Below are 21,971 nucleotides of genomic sequence, written 5' to 3' on the forward strand. Positions count from 1 at the left end.
TTGCAATGAGCACCAATGAAAATCTGAGTGGCGCGCAAATCCGCGCGATTATGGACAAACAGCGGGCCGCCTTTCTGGCCGTTGACCCCTACACCGCCGAACAGCGCATCGAGCTGATCGACCGTGCCATTGGCCTGCTGGTTGATCATGCCGACGAAATCGTCGAAGCCGTGTCCGCCGATTTCGGTCACCGCAGCAAGGACTTCACCCGCGTCAGCGAAGTGCTGTCGCCGCTGATGACCCTCAAGCAAACCAAAGCCCAGCTCGCCGAGTGGATGAAGCCCGAACAGCGCCACAGCGAGCGCGGCGAAGCCTGGCTGCAGTATCAGCCGCTCGGCGTGATCGGCATCCTCAGCCCGTGGAACTTCCCGGTCAACCTGGCCTTCGGCGGCCTGGCTGGCGCGCTGGCAGCGGGCAACCGGGTGATGCTCAAGCCCTCGGAATTCACCCCGCGCACCTCCGAACTAATGGCCCGAATGATCCGCTCGGTATTCAGCGAGGAAGAAGTGGCGGTAATCACCGGCGGCCCGGAAGTTGGCCAGGCGTTCTGTGCTCAGCCGTTCGACCACCTGCTGTTCACCGGCGCGACCAGCATCGGCAAGCACGTGATGCGCGCCGCTGCCGAGAACCTGGTGCCGGTGACCTTGGAGCTAGGCGGCAAGTCGCCGACCATCATCTCGCGTTCGGCCGACTTCAAGACTGCGGTGACCAAGATCATCACCGGCAAGATGCACAACGCCGGGCAGATCTGCGTGGCGCCGGACTATGTGTTCGTGCCCGAGGAGAAAGTCGAGGAGTTCATTGCCACCGCCAAGGCGGTACTGGGCGGTTATTTCCCGAGCCTGAAGGACAACCCGGACTTCACCTCGGTGATCAACGCGCGTCACTTCGAGCGTCTGCAGGGCTACCTGAGCGAAGCGCGTGAAGCGGGTGTCGAGCTGATCGAGCTGAACCCGGCCGGTGAAGACTTCAGCAACCAGGAACATCACAAGATCGCTCCGACCCTGCTGCGCAACCCTGGCGATGAGCTGAAGGTGATGCAGGACGAGATCTTCGGCCCGCTGCTGCCAATCAAGCCGTACAAGGACCTCACCGAGGTGGTGGCGTACATCAACGCGCGTCCGCGTCCGTTGGCGCTGTACTACTTCGGCAGCGATGCCGCCGAGGAAGCCTTCGTGCTCAATCGCACCCTCTCCGGCGGCGTGACCCTCAATGACGTGATCAAACACGTCGGCGTCGAGAGCCTGCCGTTTGGCGGCGTCGGCCCCAGCGGCATGGGCAGCTATCACGGCAAAGACGGCTTCCGTACCTTCAGCCATGCCAAGGCGGTATTCCGCCCGGCCGACGGCCCGGACCTGATGCGTCCGCCGTATGTCGAGCCGGTGCGTCAGATCGTTGGTTCGCTGATCACCCGTTGAGCCCAGTGAGCGACGGGCCGGGCCTGTCGCTCTTTCTCGAATCGAAGAGGTATGAGATGAAAGCTGCCGTTCTGCACAAACCAGGTACCCCGCTGGTCATCGAAGATGTCGGGATCAACAAACCGGGTCCGCGTGAAGTCCTGGTGCGTACCGTCGCCGTCGGCGTCTGCCACTCCGACCTGCATTTCGTCGACGGTGCCTATCCGCACCCGACACCGGTGGTACTCGGCCACGAAGCCTCCGGTATCGTCGAGCAAGTGGGTTCCGAAGTGCGCACGGTCAAGCCGGGCGATCACGTGGTCACCTGCTTGTCCGCCTATTGCGGTCACTGTGAGCATTGCGTCACCGGTCACCTGTCGCTGTGCGTGTCGCCGGACACCAAGCGCGGCAAGGACGATGAGCCACGCCTGACCTACGTACAGAAACCGATGACCCAGTTCCTCAACCTGTCGGCCTACGCCGAGCAGATGCTGGTGCATGAAAACGCGCTGGTCGCGATTCGTCGCGACATGCCGCTGGACCGTGCCGCGCTGCTCGGTTGCGCGGTCACCACCGGCACTGGCGCGGTGTTCAATACCGCCAAAGTGCGTCCGGGTGAGACCGTGGCGGTGATCGGCTGCGGCGGTATCGGCCTGGCCACCATCAACGGTGCGGCGCTGGCCGGTGCCGGGCGGATCATCGCCATCGACATGCTCGATTCCAAGTTGGAGCTGGCCAAGCAGTTCGGCGCCACCGACGTGATCAACGGCAAGAGCGGCGACGCGGTACAGCAGGTCATCGAGTTGACCAAGGGCGGCGTGCATTTCTCCTTCGAGTGCATCGGTCTCAAGCAGACCGCCGAGCAGGCTTTCGGCATGCTCAAGCGCGGCGGTACCGCTACCGTGATCGGCATGATCAAACCGGGCGTGAAGCTCGAGCTGCACGGACTGGACTTTCTCAGCGAAAAGAAGATCCAGGGCTCGTTCATGGGCTCTAACCGCTTCCCGGTCGACCTGCCACGCCTGACTGACTTCTACATGCAGGGCCGTCTGAAGCTCGACGAAATGATCTCCCAGCGCATCAAGCTGGAGCAGATCAACGAGGCCTTCGACGAGCTGCGCCGTGGCGAACTGGCCCGCTCGGTCATCGTCTTCGATCAGTAAAACCCCGTGCTGCACCGGCTGTTGTCGGTGCAGCCTGGTTAGTTGTTCTTCTCTCCAGAATGTCGCGTTGCCCCTGCAGAAATGTGGGAACGGACAAATACGAGGCGACCATGAAAACACGCATTACCGAAATGCTGGGCATCCAGTACCCGATCATCCAGGGCGGCATGATGTGGGTCGGCCGCGCCGAAATGGCCGCTGCCGTTTCCAACGCCGGCGGCCTGGGCATCATTACCGCGTTGACTCAGCCGACCCCCGAGGACCTGGCCCGCGAGATCGAGCGTTGCCGTTCGATGACCGACAAGCCGTTCGGCGTCAACCTGACCCTGCTGCCATCGATTAACCCGCCGCCGTATGCCAAGTACCTGGACGTGATCATCGAGAGTGGCGTCAAGGTGCTGGAAACTGCCGGCAACAATCCTGGCGAGCACATTGCCCGCGCCAAGGCCGCTGGCCTCAAGGTCATCCACAAGTGCGTGGCCATCCGGCACGCGCTGAAGGCCCAGAGCCTGGGTGTCGATGCCGTATCCATCGATGGTTTCGAGTGTGCCGGCCATCCGGGCGAAGAAGATATCGGCGGTCTGGTACTCATTCCGCTGGCGGTCCAGGTGCTGAGCATCCCGGTGGTCGCCTCCGGCGGCATCGCCGATGGCCGCGGCATGGCTGGAGCCATGGCACTCGGCGCCGAGGGCGTGAACATGGGCACGCGCTTCTGTGCCACGCAGGAGGCACCGATCCACGACAACATCAAGCAGGCGCTGGTCACTGCCAGCGAGCGCGATACCAACCTGGTACTGCGTACCCTGAAGAACACCTCGCGGGTACTGAAGAACACCACCTCCGACGAGGTGGTGAGCATCGAGCGTAAAGGTGGTGCGCAATTCGAGGATGTTCGCCACCTGATGACTGGCCAGCGCGGCCGCGTCTCGCTGGAGACCGGTACGCCGGATGACGGCATTCTCGCTGCCGGCCAGTGCGTCGGCCTGATCAACGACGTACCGACCTGCGCCGAGCTGCTCGAGCGCATGGTCGCCGAATGCCGTGCCAGCCTGAGCGCGGCGGCGGCCTGGGCCAACTGATCCAGCGTCCCGGCTCCGCCACTCAGGCGGGGCCGTCGGCCCCCAACGCGGAGAGCGAGCGTGGATTTCCAATTCAGTGACGAACAACAGATGCTGCGCGACATGCTCGCGCGCTATCTGGACGAGCAATACGATTTCGAGAGCCGCATGAAGGCCGTGGCGTCAGCCGATGGCTGGCGACCCGACTGCTGGCAGACCATGGCCAGTGAACTGGGCATCCTCTCCGCTGCATTCCCCGAGGCCCTCGGCGGCCTTGGTGGTGGCGCGGTGGAAAACCTCATCGTCATGGAAGCCTTCGGCCGCGCCCTGGCGCTTGAGCCCTACCTGGCTACCGTGGTGCTCGGTGGTGGTCTGCTCAAGCGTGCCGGTGGCGCGCTGGCCGAGGCGGTCATTCCGCAGATCATGGCCGGCGAAGTACGTATCGCCTGGGCGCAAAGTGAAGTGCAAAGCCGCTATTGCCTGCACGACGTGCAACTGACGGCGCACCGCGATGGCGATGCCTTCGTGCTCAACGGTCACAAGACCGTGGTGCTCGGCGCGCCGAGCGCCACCCATCTGCTGGTCAGCGCGCGCAGCGCCGGTCAGCGCCTGGAACGTGACGGTATCAGCCTGCTGCTGGTGGACAAGACCAGCGCCGGCATTCGCACTCAGGACTACCCGACCGTCGATGGCGGGCGTGCCGCGGAAATCTGGTTCGACGCTGTGCGGGTGCCCGCAGCCGCTTTGATCGGCGAGCAGGACCAAGGCCTGGCGTTGCTCGAAGCGGTGTTCGACGAGGCCGTGGTAGCGCTGTGCGCCGAGGCTGTCGGCATCATGCAGAAAATGCTCGACGACACCGTGGCCTATGCCAAGGAACGCAAGCAGTTCGGCGTGGCGATCGGCACGTTCCAGGCCCTGCAACACCGCATGGTCGACATGCACATCCACATCCAGCAGGCCACCGCGCTGACCTACATGGCAACCATGCAGCTGGACGGCTCCGTGCGTGAGCGGGCGATGGCCGCCAGCGCCGCCAAGGTGCGCGTCGGCCAGGCACTCAAGGCCGTCGGCCAGGGTGCCGTGCAAATCCACGGCGGCATGGGGATCACCGAGGAACTGGCGGTCGGTCATTACTTCAAGCGTGCCACCGTGATCGAACAGCAGTTCGGCTCGGTCGATCATCACCTGCGCCGTTATGGCGTGCTGGCCGGGGAGGCTGTCCATGAATCTTGAGTATTCCGCCGCCGAGCAGGCCTTCCGCGAGGAAGTCCGTAGCTGGATCGCCGAGGTGTTCGACGAGCAGCTGCGCGAGATGGTTGCCCAGTCGAAGAACGGCTACCTGGACAAGGAAGGCCAGCGCCGCTGGCAGAAGCTCCTGCACGCACGTGGCTGGGCCGCGCCGGACTGGCCGGCCGAGCATGGCGGGCCGGGTTGGACGCCGACCCAGCGCTTCCTGTTCCAGGCCGAGATCGCTGCCGCCGGCTGCCCGAAGGTCTCGCCGATGGGTCTGAAGATGGTCGCCCCGGTGATCATGCGCTTCGGCACTGAGGCGCAGAAGGCGCGTTTCCTGCCGGTCACCCTGGCTTCGGACATCTTCTGGTGCCAGGGCTATTCCGAGCCTGGCTCGGGTTCCGACCTGTCATCACTGCAGATGAAGGCGGTGCGTGACGGTGACCATTACGTGCTCAACGGCTCGAAGATCTGGACCACCCAGGCGCAATGGGCCGACTGGATGTTCTGTCTGGTGCGTACCAGTCGCGATGCCACCAAGCAGGCCGGCATCTCCTTCCTGTTGCTGGACATGACCGCGCCTGGCATCAAGGTCGATTCGATCCCGCTGCTGGACGGGCCGATGCCCGGCGAGCAGGAGGTCAACCAGGTGTTCTTCGAGGACGTGCGCGTCCCGGTCGAGAACCTGATCGGCGAAGAGGGCCAGGGCTGGACCTGTGCCAAGTACCTGCTGGAGTTCGAGCGCGGCGGCGCCTACGGCCCGACCCTGCGCCAGCAGCTGGCCAAGGTGCGCAAGATGGCCGCCGAGCAGCCCGCCGACAGAGGCGGCTGGCTGCTCAACGATCCGGACTTCCGCCGCAAGCTGCTGGAGCTGGAAATCCAGATCGCCGCGGTGGACGCCGCCGAGCTGCGGGTGTTCTCCGGGGTCAGCTCCGGTTCGTCGATTGGCGCGGCGTCGAGCATGATCAAGCTGGCCGGCACCGAGACGCTGCAGGCGATCACCGAGCTGGCCGTCGAGGCGGTGGGCCCGCAGGGCTGGCCGTTCATCCGCGATAGTTGGGCGGAGGTTTACGGCCGCGCCGAGGCACCGCGCCCCGGGCCGTCCTACGCCGGCTCGGTGCTGCCGCGCTATTTCAACTACCGCAAGACCTCGATCTACGGCGGTACCAGCGAAGTCCAGCGCAACATCATCGCCAAGCAGGTGCTCGGCCTGTAGGCCGGGTACCCCAAGGAGTATCCGACATGAGTGCCATGGACATTTCCAGCCCTGACGCCCCACCCGGCTTCGTGCCGATGCTTCGCCCGGACGGCAGGGCCGGCTTCGTGCAGAACTGCCGCGGGATGTACATCAATCACGCCACCGGCGAGATTGCCGCGCGCATCCTGGGCGAGCATCTCAATCCGCTGAACATCGCCCACGGTGGCTTCCTCGCGACCCTGGCGGATACCGCGTTTGGCGCGTTCATCCGTGTGCAGGCCGGCTTCGAGCTGCCGCCGGCCACTGTCGAGCTGAGCATGGACTACATCAGTCCGGCGCGGCCTGGACAGTGGATCGAGGCGCGGGTGGACATCCACAAGATCGGCCGCACGCTGTGCAACGCCAGTCTCGGGTTGTTCGACGGCGAGCGTCTGGTGGCGCGCGCCAAGGGCACCTTCATCGCCAATACGCAGAGCCTGCACGCGCCGGTTTCCGCGTCTCGGCAATCTTGATTCGACCAGGAGCAGCCCATGGCCGCGAATGAACAGACCAGCGCCGCAGCCCTTGGGCCCGAGGCGCAGTACCAGAACTTCCTGCAACAGGGCCGTTTCATGCTGCAGCGCAGCGTCTCCACCGGCCGCTATGTGTTTTATCCACGCGTACTGATCCCCGGGACCGGTGAAACCGATCTGGAATGGGTCGAGGCCAAGGGCGCCGGCACCATATACGCGATCACCGTCAACCGGGCACGCACCGGCAGCAAGAACGTCGCACTGATCGACCTCGACGAAGGCGTACGCATGATGTCGCGCATCGAGGGCGTGGAAACTGCGCCGATCGGTAGCCGCGTTAAAGCGCGGATCATCGAGGTGGAAGGCGTGGCAGGTGTGGTGTTTGATCTGATCGAAGGAGACAAGGCATGACCCAGGCTTTCCGCGGCAAGTCCGCCATCGTCGGTATCGGCAGCGCCGGTATCGGTGAAGCCCACGGTTTCAGCGCCCTCGACCTGCTCGGTCAGGCTTCGCTGAAAGCCATCGCCGACGCCGGCCTTAAACTTTCCGATATCGATGGCGTGTTCTCTGCCACCAGCTCGCACGCCTTCCCGACCTTGTCGGTATGCGAGTATCTGGGCATCAAGCCGAAGTACATCGATGGCACCAACGTCGGCGGCTCGAGCTTCGAGATGCATCTGCTGCAGGCGACCATGGCCCTGGAAGCCGGTCTGTGCAACGCCGCGCTGATCTGCTACGGCTCCAATCAGCGCACCGCCGGCGGCGGTCGACTGGTGTCGATGAGCGAGCCGCAATGGCACGAAACCTTCTATACCCCGCGCCATCCGATCACCGCTTATGGTCTGGCCGCGAGCCGCCATATGCACCAGTACGGCACCACTCGCGAACAGCTCGCCGAAGTGGCGGTCGCCGCGCGTGGCTGGGCCAACCTCAACCCCGAGGCCTTCGCCCGTGGCCCGTTGAGCATCGCCGACGTGATGGCCAGCCGCATGGTTAGCGATCCGCTCAGCTCGGCGGACTGCTGCCTGGTCACCGACGGTGCCGGCGCCTGCGTGCTGGTGCGCGCCGACCGTGCCCGCGATCTGCCCAACAAGCCGGTGTACTTCCTCGGCGCCGCTGGCGCGCAGTGGCACCGTTCGATCCAGGCGATGCCCGACCTGACCGTCACCGCTGCTTCCGAAAGCTGCCCGCGGGCCATGCAGATGGCCGGCGTGACTCACGCCGACGTCGACCTGGTGATGCTCTACGACGCCTTCACCATCAACACCATCCTGTTCCTCGAAGACCTCGGCTTTTGTCCAAAGGGCGAGGGCGGGCGCTTCGTCCAAGGCGGTAACATCGCCCCCGGCGGCAAGCTGGCGGTGAACACCAACGGCGGCGGTCTGTCTTGCGTACACCCGGGGATGTACGGGATGTTCCTGATCCTCGAAGCGGCCACGCAGATCCGCGGTCAGGCTGGCGAACGCCAGCTCGAGAGCTGCGATATCGCTCTGTTGCACGGCAACGGCGGGACCCTGTCAAGTCAGGTCACGGCGTTCCTCGGCAGCGCGGCGGTGCTTTAATCGGGTCGTGTCGTGTCGTGTCGTGTGTCGGGAGGGCAGGGATGGTAAGCAATGCTGAAGCATCCCGCGGACAACCCACCAAGCCCTCGGCGGCGTCCAGCGCAGCCTTGCAAGGGCATCGACGCGCTTTGCACAACAGGGTGTACCTACCACATCTGGTGCCAGCGATGGATGATCTGCTGGCACTCGGTGTGGCGGTCGAGCGTATCGAGGATGTGTTCAAACGCAGCCTGCGCGGGCTACGCCAGCCGTTTGTCTACGTGCCCCTGATCCTGTCGCGGCGCTTCTGGGACATGGCCGTCAAGGTCAGCGGCGATTCGGGCATCGGTATGGTGCTCGGAGGCGGCCTGATCTCGCGGCTGCCCCATAGCTTCACCTATCTATTCGACGTGGCGCCCTCGCTGGCCGAGGGGTTCACGCACCTTGTCGACTTCCTGCCGCAGTTCGACGGCCAGTTCAGCGCCGAAGTGATTTATCACCCGGACGAGGTCGAGGTGCGTCTGCATGACTGCGGCAGCCTGCTCGCCCAGCCGCCTATGGTGGATTTTCTGCTCGGCGGGTTGTGCAGTTTGCTGCGCCGTAAAGGGCTGATATCCGGGTTGGGTGGTTCACCGCTGCGGCGAATTTCCCTGGCCCATCCGACACCGCTGGAGCCGGCACGGCACCGCGCCGCCCTGCAGGTGCCAGTCGAGTGGCAGCAGCCGTTCCATGCCTTGCATTTTGATCGTGACGTGTTCGTTCGCGCGCTGGCTCCTGGCAATCAAGCCATGACCAGTACCCTGATGGGGCTGATCGAGCGGGCCCGGCAGAACAGCCAATCGACCTTGCTCGAAGTGGTTTGCGACCACCTGATCGCCAACCTGGCCAGCGACTCGAGCCTCGAGTCGTTCTGCCTGCAACACCACATGACCAAGCGCACCGTGACCCGCCGTTTGCTGACCCAAGGCTGGCGCTACAGCGAATTGCTCGATGAGACGCGGCGCTGCCGAGCGGCCGACTTGCTCGGCACCACCGCGTTGGCCATGGCGGAAGTCACCGAGCTACTCGGCTATCGCGATCTACCCAGCTTTTCCCGGGCCTTCAGCCGTTGGTACGGCATCAGCCCCGGCGTCTGGCGTGAAGGCGCTGACCGCCAGGCCGGTAACTAATTCCAGCCGGCAAGTAAGGCGGATAGCCGAAGGCCGGCCCGGATCGCTCCGGGCCGGCCTTCGTTCCTTTTGGGGTGCTTCCAGTGCACCGCCGCTTTCCTAACTTGTCTCCCGCGCTGGCCCGCCACTTCGCCGCCGGGACAGCATGGGTATCGCTGCGCTCCGGCTAGGCGCCCCCCCATCCTACAGACGCCTACGGGCTACCAGAGGTAGCGGTAGCCGACGGTCACCGCCCAGGGTTGCTCGATGTCGTGGCCGTTGGCGTAGTTGGCTTCCAGCGAGACCTTCTGCTTGGCGCTGACCTGCAGCGAGCTGCCGACGCCGAGCTGCACCCGCGAGCCGGGCAGCTCGTTGTCCAGTTTGTGGTCGTTGACGGTGACGCTGTCGTGGCCGGCCAGTTCGTCGATGTAGGAGGTGGTCGCGTAGCTCTGCAGATTCATGCCGTTCTCCAAGTGAAGGTCCTTGCCGGCGCGCACGCCGAGGCGGCCTTGCAGCGAGTCGGTGTCGCTGGCGCGGACCGCCAGGCCGTCGGTGCTGGTGTAGGACGGGCCGTCGATGTGGGCGGCGCTGAGCTGTGCTTGCGGCTCGACGAACCAGCCGTCGTCCAGGCGGATCTGTTTGCCGACCTCGACGCTGGCGCCGACGGCGTTGGCGTCGTAGCGGCCTTTCACCGGGGTGCCGAGGTTGGTGGGTACTTTGACTTTGCCGTGCAGGCGGTCGTACTTGAGCACGCTGTCGACGTACCAGCCGTCGTCGTGCATATAGGTGGCGTAGACGCCGACCATCTGGCTATCGAGGTCGCCGGAGCTGCCTTCGCCGAAGTTCATGTCGGCGCGCCCGGCACCAACCATGCCGCCGAGGTACCAGATCGCGCCGTCCACCGCGATGCCATGGTCGGCGCCGACCTGCACGCCGCTGAAGTTCTGGTCGAAGGCGCGGCTGCTGCCGTTGTCGACGTGCCATTGCGAACCCATGCCACGTACCCAGACGCCGCCCTGGTCGTGGCCGAGGCGCAGTTCGCCGAGGCGCTGGGTCAAGGTGCCGAGTTCGGTGTAGAACAGGTTGGCGGCGGCGGTCTGCATGCCGAGGGCGGCGTTGGCGCCTTTCGACAGGTCGTCAGGCTGGACGACCGGCGGGGTGACCTGGCCGCCGTCGCCCGGGTCGGTGATGCCGCCGCCGTTGCCGCTGTCGCCTGGATCGGTGGTGCCTCCGCCATTGCCGCCGTCACCCGGGTCGGTGGGGTCGACTGGATCGGTGGGGTCAGTGGGGTCGGTCGGATCGGTCGGGTCGACCGGGCCGGTCTGGCTGCTTACCAGGTACCAGTCGTCACCCTGTTGCGCCAGGGTGTAGCGGAACGCGCCGGCGTCGACGTGATCGCCGTAGAGGGCGAACTGGCCGGCGCCACCGTGAGTGGAGACCAGCATCAGCTGGGTGCCGTCCGGCTCGCGGCCGCTGTCGCCGACCACCAGGGTGTGGCTGCCTTCGGCGTGGCCGCCGACGGCGACCAGGTCGCCGGTGACGCTGGCCAGGTCGGTGTTCATCAGGAAGCTGCCGTTGCTGCTCAGGTCGCCGGCCAGCGACAGGGTGTGGAAGCCGTTTCCGCTGAAGGCCACGGTGGCGTTGTCGAGGGCCAGGTTGCTCAGGCTGGAGTCGGCGTTCATCTGCCAGCGCGCGTCGTGCAGGTCGAGGTTGAGGGTGCCGCTGGCCGGGTCGGCGAGCAGGGTGTCGCCGTGCAGGTCGCTGTGCTGGCTGGTCAGGTTGAGCACGCCGTCGCCGGCCACCTCGGCGAGCAGGCCGCTGTCGCCGACATCCAGGCTGGAGTCGGTGAGGGTCGACTGCAGGTTGGCGCCGGCGGCGATCGCGTAGCCGATGCCGTTGCCGGCCTGCAGTTGGCTGTTGTCGATCAGCAGGCTGGCGACGCTGCCGCTTTCCGCGCTGACCAGGTTGCTCTGGCTGTTCAGCGTGCTGCCGCTGATCGTCGCGGTGGCGGAGCCATAGTCTTGCGCGCCCTGGCTGAACAGCACGGTCGGGCCGCTGGCGCTGTCCAGTTGGCTGGTCGTGACGTCGATGCGCCCGCCGTTGTCGAGGTGCAGCGCGGCACCCTGGGCGCTGCTCAGCAGGCTGTGGTCGATGGTCAGGCTGCCGTTGGCCAGGGCGTGGGCGGCGGCGGCCGCGCTACCGTCGGTGAGCAACTGGCTGTCGCTGACGCTGATGCTGCTGCCGTTCTCGGCGTGCGCCGCGTCGGCCGCGTCGCCGCGGGTGTGCACGCTGCTGCCCTGGCTCAGGCTGATGTGGGTGCCCTGGGCGGTGAGCAGGCCGTGGCTGGCGCTGCCGTCGGTGTCGATCTGGCTGGCGCTGACGTCGATCGAGCCGCTGGCGTTGTTGACCCAGATGCCGATGCTGTCGGCGCCGTGAGTGTGGATCGTCGAGTTGCTGACGCGATTGTCGGCGCCGTTGCTGGCGACGTGGATGCCGTGGCTGGCGTTGCCGAGGGTGTCGATCTGCCCAGCGTTGACCATCAACTGCGCGCCATTGCTGGCGTCGATGCCGACGCTGGCGTCGCCCTCGGTGCGGATGCTGGCCCCGTCGAGGCTGAGGGTGCCGCTGTTGTCGAGGTGCACGCCGGCGCTCTGCGCGCCGTGGGTGACGACCTGCGCGCCGCCATCGAGGATCACGCCGCCGTTGTTGTGCGCGTGCACGCCATCGGCGCCGCTGCCGTCGGTTTCCACGCTACCGCCGGAAAAGTGCATGGCGCCGCCGGTCTGCACGTCGAGGCCGCTGGCGGCGTCGCCGTGGGTGTGCACCGTGACGTCGCTGACCTCGGCACTGCCGCCGTTTTCCAGCAGGCCAATGCCGCCGACGTCGATCTGCACATCGTTGAGGATCACGGCGCTGCCGGCGTTCCACAGGTCGAGCTGGATGCCGCCGCCGCTGCCGGCGTTGTGCACCTCGCTGTGCTCGATATCGAAGCTCATGCCTTGCACGATGATCGCCGCGCTGCCGGCATCGACCTCGAAGTGCGCATCGTCGAGGCTGCTCACCGGGTTTCCGCCCCACGGCGTGTAGGTTTGCGGGCTGTCGAAATCCTCGGCGAACAGTGGGCCGCTGATTGCGGCGGTGATCACCAGTGCCAGCAGGGTCGGCACGTGCGGCGGACGCAGGGCGCTGGTGCGGGTGGATGGGCGGGGATGGCTCCTCAGCGGTTTCATGATGGTTACCTCGCAAGGCTGTCGGCGCAGACTTGGCTGTCTGCTGTTGCTGCCGATTCTTCGCGAGTGGCCGGTGTGGCCAGATCAGAAACGCCTGAGTGTCGTGTAGGAAAATTCCGACAGGCTGCTAGCGTGTGTAGGAACGCCACTACGGATGGGATTTACATGAGTCGAGTGTTGATTGCCGATGAACATCCGGTGACCCGCCACGCAATGCGCCTGCTGCTCGAGGGCGAGGGCCACCAGGTGGTTAGCGAGGCGCACAACGGCGTCGAAGCCGTGCAGCAGACCCTTGAGACACGGCCCGACCTGCTGATCCTCGATATCGACCTGTCGCGCCTGAATGGCCTCGACGTGATGGCACGCCTGCACGCCCGCGGCCTGCGCATGCCGATCCTGGTGTTCACCAGCCAGGACTCCGAGCACATCGCCGGGCGCTTCCTGCAGGCCGGCGCCGCCGGCTTCGTCAGCAAGCACGACGACCTCGGCGAGCTGCGCCTGGCGGTGTCGATGGTCTTGCGCGGGCGCAGCTATTTCCCCAGCCAACTGCTCGGCAGCGTCAACCTGCCGGCGATCCGCACCCAGGAGACCGAGCGGGTCAATCAGCTGTCCAACCGCGAGTTGAGCGTCCTCTACTTCCTGGCCAGCGGTTACAGCAATCACGAGATCGCCAACGAACTGACCATCAGCGAGAAGACCGTCAGCACCTACCGCACGCGGCTGCAGCAGAAGCTCAACCTGCGCACGCTGCCCGAGCTGATCGACTTCGCCCGGCGCAACGAGTTGGTGGTCGATCAGGATCATCCCGCCGACCGCGGAGCGCCGCCCGGCGAGAGCAGCAGCGATCTGGCGATGCTGCAGGCGATGATCGACAGCCTGCCGGCGGCGCTCTACGTGCGCGATACCGGCGGCCGCCTGCTGTTCGCCAACCCGGCGTTCCTGCATCTGTACGACGTCGAGTTGGACGCTGTGCTGGGTACCCGCGCCATCGACGTGGACTGGTACTCGGCGGCCGATGCGGCGACCCTGCAGGGCTTCTACCTACAGGCGGTGGCCGCCGGCCAGCGCTTCGCCCGCGACATCGACGTGCGCATCCACGGGCGCCGTCGCGTGCTGCACCACTGGGGCACGCCGTACCGCGACCAGGCCGGGCGCCTGCTCGGCATGATCTGCGGCAGTGTCGACATCACCAACCGCCAGGACCTCCTGCAGTCGGTACGCGAGGCCAAGGAGCAGGCCGAGCTGGGCAATCAGCGCAAGCTGGATTTCCTGGTCAGCGCCAGCCAGGAATTCAGCACCCCGCTGCAGGCCATGCGCGGCATGCTGCAACTGGTCCTCGAGCGCGCCACGTTGGAGCGCGCCGACCGCGAGGCGCTGAACCTGGTGGCGGCGACCACTCAGGGCCTGCTGAGTCTGGTCGCTGACCTGCAGGGCATCGCCCAGGTCGAGGCCGGCGAGCTGCCGGTGGCGCAGCTGGCGACGCGCCTCGACGCACTGGCCGCCGAGCTGATCGAAGAGTTGCGCCCGGAGGCGCAGCACAAGGGTCTGGAGTTGCTGCTGCAGCTCGACGGCGAGCTGCAGCAGCCGCTGCGCACCGATCCGCCGCGCCTGCGCCTGGCGCTCGCCTACCTGTTGCGCCATGTGCTGCAGCAGACCGATGCCGGTGCGGTGAAGCTCGGCGTGCATGCCGAGGCGCAGGCGGACGGCGCGATTGCGCTGCGCCTGGAGATCGCCGGCACGCCGCGCGAACAGCCCGATCCGCTGCGCACTTACTCGCTCGCCGAGTTGTCGGCGGTGGCTACCGACGATCTGGCGCGCGCCGCCCCGGTGAGCCTGACCATCGCCCGCCGTCTGGTGGAAATCCTTGGCGGCGAACTGGTCACCATCAGCCCGCCGGAGCAGGGCACCATGGTCAGCGTGCACCTGCAGTTGGCGGTGCTGGAGGAGTAAGAACCTGTTTACGATCTCCTGACTCGCGGCCAGACCGCGTTAAAAGTGGCCTCAAAATGCTCATTTACACCCCGTAAACTGCGCTTTTTCGGCCACTTTTGCCTTGTCTGGCTCTAATTCAGAAGATTGTAAACAGGCTCTAAGTCTACGAGCCCTAGCGAGCGCATTGGTGGATGCAAAAGCGGCATCCACCCTACGTACGCGGCATCGACCGACGTAGGGTGGACAACCGCGCAGCGTTGTCCACCATTCGGCATGGGGCCAACCTAGACCGGCACATCGCCGAGGATGGTCGCCCGGTGCATTACCCGGCGCGTCGGCCGGTAGTCGTCGACCGCGTAATGCTGGGTGATGCGGTTGTCCCAGAACGCCACGTCATTTTCCTGCCAGCGCCAGCGGATGGTGAATTCCGGCCGGGTCGCGTGGGCGAACAGGAAGCGCAGCAGCGCGTCGCTTTCCGCCGGCGCCAGCTCGTTGATTCGCGCGGTGAAGCCTTCGTTGACGAACAGCCCCTTGCGCCCGCTGACCGGGTGGGTGCGCACTACCGGATGCGACAGCGGCGGATGCTGGCGCTGCACCTGGTGGTAGCGCTCCAGGGCATCGGCGCTGGTGCCGAAGCGTTCCAGGGGAAACGAGCGGGTGAAGTCATGGGTCGCAGTGAGGCCGTCGAGCAACTGTTGCAGCGGCTGTGACAGGGCGTCGTAGGCGGCGCTGCTGCTCGCCCACAGGGTGTCGCCGCCGAACGCCGGCAACTGCTTGGCGGCCAGCACCGCGCCGAGCGCCGGGGTCGGCAGGAAGGTCACGTCGGTGTGCCAGATGGCGTTGTCGGCGACGTCGGTGACCGCGGTGTCGAGCACCAGTACCTCGGGCTGTTCGGGCACGTTGGGGTAGAGCGGGTGGATGTGCAGGTCGCCGAAGCGCGCGGCGAAACGCGCCTGCTGCTGCGGGGTCAGTGGCTGGTCGCGGAAGAACAGCACCTGGTGGTCGAGCAGGGCCTGGGCGATGGCTTGCTGGGTGGCGTCGTTGAGGTCGTCACGCAGCTCGACGCCGCTGACGACGGCACCGAGGGCGGGGCTGAGGGGAGTGATGTGCAGGGGCATTTTCGTTCTCCGGAAATGTTCGCGTTGGGCATCGCTGCGCTCAGCACCAACCTACGGCGCAGCGATGCCCAACAAAGGGTTCAATGCGCCTGCCCATACCAGGGCACCAGCTTGCGCTGCAGCGCGCGCAGGCCCAGTTCGAGGGCGAAGGCGATCAGGGCGATGATCAGGATGCCGGCGATCACCACGTCGGTGACCAAGAACTGCGCCGCCGACTGGACCATGAAACCCAGCCCGCGTTGGGCGGCGATCAGCTCGGCAGCGACCAGGGTCGACCAGCCGACGCCGAGGCCGATGCGCAGGCCGGTGAGGATTTCCGGCAGTGCGCTGGGCAGGATCACGTAGCGCACCAGCTGCGCCGGCGTGGCGCCGAGCGACTGGGCGGCGCGCAGTTTGGTCGGGTCGACGCTGCGCACCCCGGTGGCGGTGGCGATGGCCAGCGGGGCGAAGATCGCCAGGTAGATCAGCAGCACCTTGGACAGCTCGCCGATGCCGCACCAGATGACGATCAGCGGCAGGTAGGCAAGCGGCGGGATCGGCCGGTAGAACTCGATCAGCGGGTCGAAGATGCCGCGCACCAGGCGGTTGCGGCCGATGGCGATGCCCAGCGGAATCGCCGTGAGCACCGCGGCGAGCAGCGCCAGGCCGATGCGGCCGAGGCTGGCGCCGAGGTGCTGGGCCAGGCTGGCGTCCATGTAGCCCTCGCCGAGCAGGCGCCAGGCGCGGGCCAGCACCGCCTGCGGGCTGGGCAGGAACAGCGGCTCGATCAGCCCGGCGCTGGTCACCGCCCACCAGAGCAGCAGCAGACTGGCCACGGTCAGGCCGCCAACGGTGATCAGGCTGGGTTCGCGGCGCGGCTTGCACGTGGGCTCCGCCGGGCTGGCCAGCGGCAAGTCGAGGGTGCTCATGCGTGCCTCCGTTGGCGTTCGGCGAACACCTGGGCGAGCACGTGCTCGCGGGTTTCGATGAAGCGCGGGTCGGACTTGATCGTCCGCGCGCTCTCACCGGCGGCGTAGCGGCGGCCGAAGTCGAGGTGCAGGCGTTCGGCGATGCGCCCGGGATTGGGGGCGAGGAGGATCAGTTCGGTGGCGAGGAACACCGCCTCTTCGATGTCGTGGGTGATCAGCAGCACCGGCTTGCGCGCGCGCTGCCAGACCTGCAGGAGCAGCTCCTGCATCTGTTCGCGGGTGAAGGCGTCGAGCGCGCCGAACGGCTCGTCCATCAGCAGCACGCGCGGGTCGGCGGCCAGCGCGCGGGCCAGGCCGATGCGCTGTTTCTGCCCGCCGGAGAGTTCCCAGATGCGCCGCTTGTCGAAACCGGCCAGGTCGACCAGGGCCAGCAGCTCGCGGGCCTTGGCTTCGCGCAGCGGGCGCGGCACGCCGGCCAGTTCCAGGCCGAAGGCGACGTTGCCGAGCACGTCCTGCCAGGGCAGCAGGGCGTCGTCCTGAAACACCACGCCGCGCTCGGCGCTTGGCCCGTGCACGGCCACGCCGTCGAGGCTGATGGTGCCGGTGCTGGGCGCGACGAAGCCGGCGATCAGGTTGAGCAGGGTGGTCTTGCCGCTGCCGGATGGACCGAGGGCGACCAGCAACTGCTCGGCGCCGAGGCTAAGGGAGATGTCGCGCAGTACCGGCTCGGCCGTGCCGGGGTACTGTGCGCTGATGCGCTCCAGTTTGAGTAAGGCCATGGTGGTCTCTATGCGTAGATGGTGAAGGTGCTGCGTAGGAGCGAATTCATTCGCGATCCGTTGTTCCCGTGATCGCGAATGAATTCGCTCCTACCTGATGCTGAGGAAGGCGGAGCGTCCGTGCTCCGTTATCCACCCCGTCCGCGAACGGCCGGGGGCCCGATGCTCGATGACGGCCCCGCGGGTTACACCCGCCCTACGCGGAGATGGCCAATGCGTAGGGCGGGTGCAACCCGCCGGCCGGATCAGTTGGTGATGAACTGGTTGCTCACGTACGGCGCGTAGTCCGGCAGCACCGCTTCGACCTTGCCTTGCGCCTTGAGGAAGCCGGCGGTGTCGGTGATCGCCTGGGTGGTCGGCGCGCCGAGTGCGGCAGCCTGGTCGGCGGCCAGCGGGAACACGTTGCCCTGCAGCAGCAACGGGATGTCCTCGGCCTTGGCGCCGGATAGCTTGACCAGCTTGGCGACGTTGGCCTTATCGGCCAGCCAGGCTTGCGGGTCTTTGCGGTAGTCGGCGTAGGCGTTGAGGGTGACCTTGGCGAAGGCACGCACCACTTCCGGGTGTTTGCTGGCGAAGTCCTTGCGCACGATCCAGGCGTCGAAGGTCGGCGCGCCGAGCTTGCCCAGTTCGCCGGAGGTGATCAGCACCTTGCCGTTCTGCTTGGCCACGCCGAGCGCCGGGTCCCACACGTAGGTGGCGTCGATGTCGCCGCGCTGCCAGGCGGCGATGATCGCCGGCGGTGCGAGGTTGAGGATCTGCACCTTGGCCGGGTCGATCTGCCAGTGCTTGAGCGCGGCGAGCAGGCTGTAGTGGCCGGTGGAAACGAAGGGCACGGCGATCTTCTTGCCGATCAGGTCGGCCGGCTTGGCGATGCCGCTGCCGTCGCGCGCCACCAGGGCTTCGGCGGCGCCGATCTGGGTGGCGATCAGGAAGGTCTGGATCGGCAGTTGGCGGGTCGCCGCGGCGGCCAGCGGGCTGGAGCCGACATAGCCGATCTGCACGTCGCCGGAGGCCACCGCGGTGATCACTTCGGCGCCGCTGTCGAATTTGCGCCAGTCGATCTGGCTGTTGCTGGCCTTCTCATAGGCGCCGTCGGCCTGGGCGACTTTCGCCGGGTCGACGGTGGTCTGGTAGGCCACGGTGAAATTGGCCGCCTGGGTGGTGAGTGCGAGGCCGCCGAGGGTCAGGACGGCGAGCAGGCGACGCGGAAACAGAAAGGGGGTCATGGCAGGTCTCCTCGACAAATCGGCCGGCCGATTGCGAAGAGGGCCGGAGCACGGGACGTTGGTGTTATCGATTAAGGTCCGGTGGTCCGGTGAAGCAAAGCTAAACGATCTAAGAATGTTTCAATAAATGATTTAAAGGCATAAGGATATGAGCCGATGGCCTGAGCCTTGGCGAGCCGACGCGGAGTAAAGCCAGACCTGCCTTAGGCAGACAGGTTGCCCGATCAGGAACACTCGATGCGGTTGCGCCCGGCCTGTTTGGCGCGATACAGCGCCAGGTCACTGCGGGACAAGACGGCATCGGCGCTCGCATCGTCCTCGCGTAAGGCGGCAATGCCAACGCTGATGGCCAGCTGGATGTACTCGCCGTTGGCCCGCAACGGCGCATCCTTGAGCGCCTGCTGAATGCGTTGGGCGAAGACCGTGGCTTCGTCGATATCGGCATTGCTGAGCACCACCGCGAACTCTTCGCCGCCGACCCGTCCAGCCGTGTCGTCCAGGCGCAGCTGGGCGCGGAGGATGGCGGAGAAATGCCGCAGGGCGTCGTCGCCCACCGAGTGGCCCCAACGGTCGTTGATGGCCTTAAAGTAGTCGAGATCGCACATCAGGATGGCTGCACCGTGGCCGGCAGTGCGGCGTACACGCGCCAGCTCTGCCTCGAGCTGCTGCATGAAGCACCGGCGGTTGGGCAACTGGGTGAGGAAGTCGGTGGTGGCGAAGACCTGCAGCTCGGTTTCGATGCGTTTGCGCGCGGTGATGTCGGTAATGAAGCCGTGCCAGAGGATGCTACCGTCCGCCAGCCGCCTGGGGCGTGCATCGCCCTGGCGCCAGGCGAGCTCCTCACCCGGCAGCTGGACACGGTACTCCAGGTGCCAAGGCGTGAGGTCTTGCGCGGAGGTATCCAGCGACGCCAGATAGGCGGGCAAATCCTGCGGGTCGATAATGGCGTTCAGCGCCTCGGTATCTTCGGCCACCTGTTCCGCGGTGAGGCCATAGATGTCGGCGATGCCGCTGCTGACATAGTTGAAGAACGACGCTCCATCGGCCAGGCGCCGGTACTGGAAAACCATGCCGGGAATCTCGTTGGTCAGGTCGGTCATCAATTCGGCGGTCTGCTGGACCTGTTCGGACATGGCACGCAGAGCGGTGATATCCGTGGTGGTGCCGATCATGCGCAACGGGTTGCCGTCACTATCGCGCTCAACCACCTTGCCGCGACTACAGACCCACTTGTAGCTGCCGTCCTTGCAGCGGATGCGGTGCTCGACATCGTAGATGGGCGAACGCAGCTCGAAGTGCGCCTGAATGGTCGCCCTGACATAGGCAATATCGGCTGGATGGACGCGCTGGTAGCTGTCCTCGATACGGTTGCTGATCTCGTCTGTGGCGTAGCCGAGCATCGCTTTCCAGCCGGTGGAGTAGTGGATCTCGCCACTTTGCACATTGCGATCCCAGATCCCGGTGCCGCTGCCGGTGATCGCCAGCGTCATACGCTCGCTTTCGCGAAGACTATCCAGTTCCTGCCGGGTACTGGCGCCGTGAGCATCGCGCTCAAGCAGCTCGGCGCCGAGTTGGGCAAGCGCAAGCAGCTGCTCCCGCTGCGTGGCATCCAGACCACCCGGCTGGTCGGCCAGGAGGAACAGCATGCCCAAGGTGGGGCCGCCATCGACCGCCAGCGGGCAGCTGATGTAGCAACGTAACCAGGGGTAGGACGTAAGAAGCGCATGATGACGAAAGCGCTCTTCGCTGCGCAGATCGGCCACGACAATCAGGTTCTCGACCGCCGCCGGCGACGCTCCGCAATCAGTGAGCCATTGCGCGTCGATGGCTGTCAGCCCATCAGCCGCCCGAACGCACCAGACGTCGCCGCTACCTGTGGCCAGCACCGCCGCGGTCACGCCGAACTGCAGTCTGGCCAGGCGGGTCAGGCTGGCGAACTGCCGATCAGTGTCACACTCCAAAACCTGGCTGGAAGACACGGAATGCATCGGAATCTCTGCTGCGTTAGGTGACAGGGGCCCGGTCAGCGTGGATCGGCGCTGGGGATGCCAGTTTACTTATAGTGGCAATATGACCTAATTGGTCTTGAGAAGAGAACTCTATCCTGCTGGACGGCTCTTGGATGGGCTGGAAACCTGCGTTGGATGGCAATGAGTCCTGCCATCGGCAGGGCGCCAATCGACGCCCTCTATATGTGCTGGCTGCTTATTTTCGACCGAAGTGACGTGTAACGACTAGGCGCTGCGGGTCTGGGAAAAGCCTGTTATCGCCGAGGTTTATGCGCTGTTGGCTGTCCAGAAACAAGAAAACCGGCTGATTGGCCGGTTTTTCTGGGATTCCGCGACATGCAGATGCATGTGGGAACAAAAGAGTGGAGCGGGCGAAGGGAATCGAACCCTCGTTATCAGCTTGGGAAGCTGGAGTAATGCCATTATACGACGCCCGCTTTTGCGGGTGCCTTTTTACCAGAACCGCGCTGGGAAATGAAGCCCGCAGCGAGCTGATCGAAATAAGCAGCTCGGTTTACCGGGCGTGGATTTTGTCATCGTCAGCCTGCCATCGCTTGACTTTCGGCTCCGAAAGCCAAGCGATGCTGGTAGCTGGTGCGGCCCGCTTGCAGGAAACCGATCAAGGTGTGCTGCATCTGCAGCCAGGCTCTTTTGTGCTCCATGTCGAGGAAGTGCCCGGTGTTATCGATGGTGGCGAAGTGGCAATCGTTGAGGTAGTGGGCGAACAAGCGCGCGTCGGTTGCGGTGGTGTATTCGTCGTTATCGCCATTGACGAACAGCAGGGGGATGTCGATGCCGGCCAGGCATTCCAATTGGCAATGACTGTCGAGGTTGACCACTTTGTGGATGTGCGCGTGCATCTGTCGATACTCGTGCTCGTCGAGAGTGCTGATGTGGCGATAGTTGTAGCGCTTGAACAGAGAGGGCAGGTGCTTGCCGATGGTCTCGTTGACCAGCTGGCCGATGCCTTGGCGATCGATGCTATGCAGGTAACCGACGCCTTTCCCCAGGTAGTCCAGCATGGGCTCGTTGAGCAGCGGCGAGAATGAGCCGATCACGGCCTTTTCGATGCGTGCCGGGCGCTGGGCCAGGGCCAGCAGGGCAGCGACCCCGCCCCATGAGAACGACATCAGATAGTCGACCCGAAAATGTTCGATCAGCTCGAGAAGAATCTGCGCTTCGTCTTCTTTGCTGATGGGCTGGCGGTGGTGGTTGTGGGGTTTTGACTGGCCGGCATAGGGCTGGTCGTAGAGCACCACATTGAACTGCGGCTGCAGGTATTTAACGGTCTGCGCGAATGAGGATGTAGTCGCCAGCGACCCGTTGACCAAGATGATGGTTTTGCGTGCGGCGGGGCTCGGGTAGAACTCCGTGTGTACGTTGTAGTGCTCATGTACATGAACGACAGCGGTTTCTGGCCTCATGTCGTTTTCCTCCTGGCGCAGTTTGGGCGTGGCGAACGGAAATACACCGTTCACCGGGCTTTGTTGGCAGTCGGCAAGATCAGGCTGGAATTTTTATT

The 21,971-nt window shown here is 65.4% G+C and carries 17 protein-coding genes and 1 tRNA gene; 10 read left to right on the top strand and 8 right to left on the bottom strand.

Going from position 1 to position 21,971, the window contains the following annotated elements; translation table 11 throughout:
* Positions 1-5 precede the first annotated feature (5 nt).
* The 9 genes from NVV93_RS04830 to NVV93_RS04870 all read left to right on the top strand — a co-directional run bounded on the left by NVV93_RS04830 (position 6) and on the right by NVV93_RS04870 (position 9,268).
* On the top strand, positions 6-1,418 hold the full coding sequence (locus NVV93_RS04830) for a coniferyl aldehyde dehydrogenase (protein ID WP_258253312.1): 1,413 nt from the start codon (positions 6-8) through the stop codon (positions 1,416-1,418).
* A gap of 56 nt (positions 1,419-1,474) precedes the next feature.
* Positions 1,475-2,560, top strand: coding sequence for a Zn-dependent alcohol dehydrogenase (locus NVV93_RS04835; RefSeq protein WP_258253313.1), 1,086 nt, complete (start codon positions 1,475-1,477; stop codon positions 2,558-2,560).
* A gap of 110 nt (positions 2,561-2,670) precedes the next feature.
* Positions 2,671-3,639 carry a nitronate monooxygenase family protein gene (locus NVV93_RS04840; RefSeq protein ID WP_258253314.1) on the top strand — a complete coding sequence of 323 codons (969 nt, stop codon included), beginning with the start codon at positions 2,671-2,673 and terminating at the stop codon, positions 3,637-3,639.
* A gap of 60 nt (positions 3,640-3,699) precedes the next feature.
* Positions 3,700-4,851 (top strand): acyl-CoA dehydrogenase family protein, encoded by a 1,152-nt coding sequence (locus tag NVV93_RS04845; RefSeq protein ID WP_258253315.1) that lies wholly within the window; start codon positions 3,700-3,702, stop codon positions 4,849-4,851.
* Complete coding sequence (locus tag NVV93_RS04850; protein ID WP_258253316.1) at positions 4,841-6,064, top strand: acyl-CoA dehydrogenase family protein; 1,224 nt, start codon at positions 4,841-4,843, stop codon at positions 6,062-6,064. Before NVV93_RS04845 ends, NVV93_RS04850 begins: the two co-directional genes overlap by 11 nt.
* 26 nt (positions 6,065-6,090) lie before the next feature.
* Positions 6,091-6,558, top strand: coding sequence for a PaaI family thioesterase (locus tag NVV93_RS04855; RefSeq protein ID WP_258253317.1), 468 nt, complete (start codon positions 6,091-6,093; stop codon positions 6,556-6,558).
* 18 nt (positions 6,559-6,576) lie between these two features.
* A complete protein-coding gene (locus NVV93_RS04860; RefSeq protein WP_258253318.1) occupies positions 6,577-6,969 on the top strand; it encodes a Zn-ribbon domain-containing OB-fold protein in 393 nt (130 codons plus the stop codon).
* A complete protein-coding gene (locus NVV93_RS04865) occupies positions 6,966-8,120 on the top strand; it encodes a thiolase (RefSeq protein ID WP_258253319.1) in 1,155 nt (384 codons plus the stop codon). The genes NVV93_RS04860 and NVV93_RS04865 overlap by 4 nt, the downstream gene beginning before the upstream one ends.
* Positions 8,121-8,287: 167 nt before the next feature.
* Positions 8,288-9,268 (top strand): AraC family transcriptional regulator, encoded by a 981-nt coding sequence (locus tag NVV93_RS04870; protein ID WP_258253320.1) that lies wholly within the window; start codon positions 8,288-8,290, stop codon positions 9,266-9,268.
* 200 nt (positions 9,269-9,468) lie between these two features.
* On the opposite strand, the gene NVV93_RS04875 is transcribed toward NVV93_RS04870, so the two are convergent.
* Entirely contained in the window at positions 9,469-12,477 is a 3,009-nt protein-coding gene (locus tag NVV93_RS04875; protein ID WP_258253321.1) for an autotransporter outer membrane beta-barrel domain-containing protein, read from the bottom strand.
* Positions 12,478-12,642: 165 nt separating this feature from the next.
* Here NVV93_RS04875 and NVV93_RS04880 point away from each other — a divergent pair, with 165 nt between their 5' ends.
* Complete coding sequence (locus NVV93_RS04880; RefSeq protein WP_258253322.1) at positions 12,643-14,427, top strand: response regulator; 1,785 nt, start codon at positions 12,643-12,645, stop codon at positions 14,425-14,427.
* Positions 14,428-14,693: 266 nt separating this feature from the next.
* Here the strand turns inward: NVV93_RS04880 and tauD are convergent, their stop codons facing one another.
* From tauD to NVV93_RS04915, 7 genes are all read right to left on the bottom strand, one after another.
* Positions 14,694-15,527 (bottom strand): taurine dioxygenase, encoded by an 834-nt coding sequence (gene tauD / locus NVV93_RS04885; RefSeq protein ID WP_258253323.1) that lies wholly within the window; start codon positions 15,525-15,527, stop codon positions 14,694-14,696.
* An 80-nt stretch (positions 15,528-15,607) separates the two neighbouring features.
* A complete protein-coding gene (gene tauC / locus NVV93_RS04890; RefSeq protein ID WP_258253324.1) occupies positions 15,608-16,435 on the bottom strand; it encodes a taurine ABC transporter permease TauC in 828 nt (275 codons plus the stop codon).
* Positions 16,432-17,214 carry a taurine ABC transporter ATP-binding subunit gene (tauB, locus tag NVV93_RS04895; protein ID WP_258253325.1) on the bottom strand — a complete coding sequence of 261 codons (783 nt, stop codon included), beginning with the start codon at positions 17,212-17,214 and terminating at the stop codon, positions 16,432-16,434. The genes tauC and tauB overlap by 4 nt, the downstream gene beginning before the upstream one ends.
* Before the next feature lie 245 nt (positions 17,215-17,459).
* On the bottom strand, positions 17,460-18,440 hold the full coding sequence (gene tauA, locus NVV93_RS04900) for a taurine ABC transporter substrate-binding protein (RefSeq protein WP_258253326.1): 981 nt from the start codon (positions 18,438-18,440) through the stop codon (positions 17,460-17,462).
* Positions 18,441-18,664: 224 nt separating this feature from the next.
* Positions 18,665-20,428 carry a sensor domain-containing diguanylate cyclase gene (locus tag NVV93_RS04905; RefSeq protein WP_258253327.1) on the bottom strand — a complete coding sequence of 588 codons (1,764 nt, stop codon included), beginning with the start codon at positions 20,426-20,428 and terminating at the stop codon, positions 18,665-18,667.
* Between the two features lie 384 nt (positions 20,429-20,812).
* Positions 20,813-20,886: transfer RNA gene (locus NVV93_RS04910), tRNA-Gly, on the bottom strand.
* Positions 20,887-20,988: 102 nt separating this feature from the next.
* The gene (locus tag NVV93_RS04915; protein ID WP_258253328.1) at positions 20,989-21,873 is read right to left on the bottom strand and encodes an alpha/beta fold hydrolase; all 885 of its coding nucleotides are present in this window, start codon (positions 21,871-21,873) and stop codon (positions 20,989-20,991) included.
* Between the last annotated feature and the right edge of the window lie 98 nt (positions 21,874-21,971).

The sequence above is a fragment of the Pseudomonas sp. LS44 genome, assembly GCF_024730785.1.
Classification (GTDB): Bacteria; Pseudomonadota; Gammaproteobacteria; order Pseudomonadales; family Pseudomonadaceae; genus Aquipseudomonas.

Excerpts from the sequence above, each read along its gene's own strand:
- NVV93_RS04870 (WP_258253320.1), top strand. The coding sequence starts at position 8,288 with ATGGATGATCTGCTGGCACTCGGTGTGGCGGTCGAGCGTATCGAGGAT.
- NVV93_RS04855 (WP_258253317.1), top strand. The coding sequence starts at position 6,091 with ATGAGTGCCATGGACATTTCCAGCCCTGACGCCCCACCCGGCTTCGTG.
- NVV93_RS04880 (WP_258253322.1), top strand. The coding sequence starts at position 12,643 with ATGAGTCGAGTGTTGATTGCCGATGAACATCCGGTGACCCGCCACGCA.
- NVV93_RS04860 (WP_258253318.1), top strand. The coding sequence starts at position 6,577 with ATGGCCGCGAATGAACAGACCAGCGCCGCAGCCCTTGGGCCCGAGGCG.
- tauA (WP_258253326.1), bottom strand. The coding sequence starts at position 18,440 with ATGACCCCCTTTCTGTTTCCGCGTCGCCTGCTCGCCGTCCTGACCCTC.
- tauD (WP_258253323.1), bottom strand. The coding sequence starts at position 15,527 with ATGCCCCTGCACATCACTCCCCTCAGCCCCGCCCTCGGTGCCGTCGTC.
- NVV93_RS04875 (WP_258253321.1), bottom strand. The coding sequence starts at position 12,477 with ATGAAACCGCTGAGGAGCCATCCCCGCCCATCCACCCGCACCAGCGCC.
- NVV93_RS04850 (WP_258253316.1), top strand. The coding sequence starts at position 4,841 with ATGAATCTTGAGTATTCCGCCGCCGAGCAGGCCTTCCGCGAGGAAGTC.
- tauB (WP_258253325.1), bottom strand. The coding sequence starts at position 17,214 with ATGGCCTTACTCAAACTGGAGCGCATCAGCGCACAGTACCCCGGCACG.
- tauC (WP_258253324.1), bottom strand. The coding sequence starts at position 16,435 with ATGAGCACCCTCGACTTGCCGCTGGCCAGCCCGGCGGAGCCCACGTGC.
- NVV93_RS04830 (WP_258253312.1), top strand. The coding sequence starts at position 6 with ATGAGCACCAATGAAAATCTGAGTGGCGCGCAAATCCGCGCGATTATG.
- NVV93_RS04865 (WP_258253319.1), top strand. The coding sequence starts at position 6,966 with ATGACCCAGGCTTTCCGCGGCAAGTCCGCCATCGTCGGTATCGGCAGC.
- NVV93_RS04905 (WP_258253327.1), bottom strand. The coding sequence starts at position 20,428 with ATGCATTCCGTGTCTTCCAGCCAGGTTTTGGAGTGTGACACTGATCGG.
- NVV93_RS04835 (WP_258253313.1), top strand. The coding sequence starts at position 1,475 with ATGAAAGCTGCCGTTCTGCACAAACCAGGTACCCCGCTGGTCATCGAA.
- NVV93_RS04915 (WP_258253328.1), bottom strand. The coding sequence starts at position 21,873 with ATGAGGCCAGAAACCGCTGTCGTTCATGTACATGAGCACTACAACGTA.
- NVV93_RS04840 (WP_258253314.1), top strand. The coding sequence starts at position 2,671 with ATGAAAACACGCATTACCGAAATGCTGGGCATCCAGTACCCGATCATC.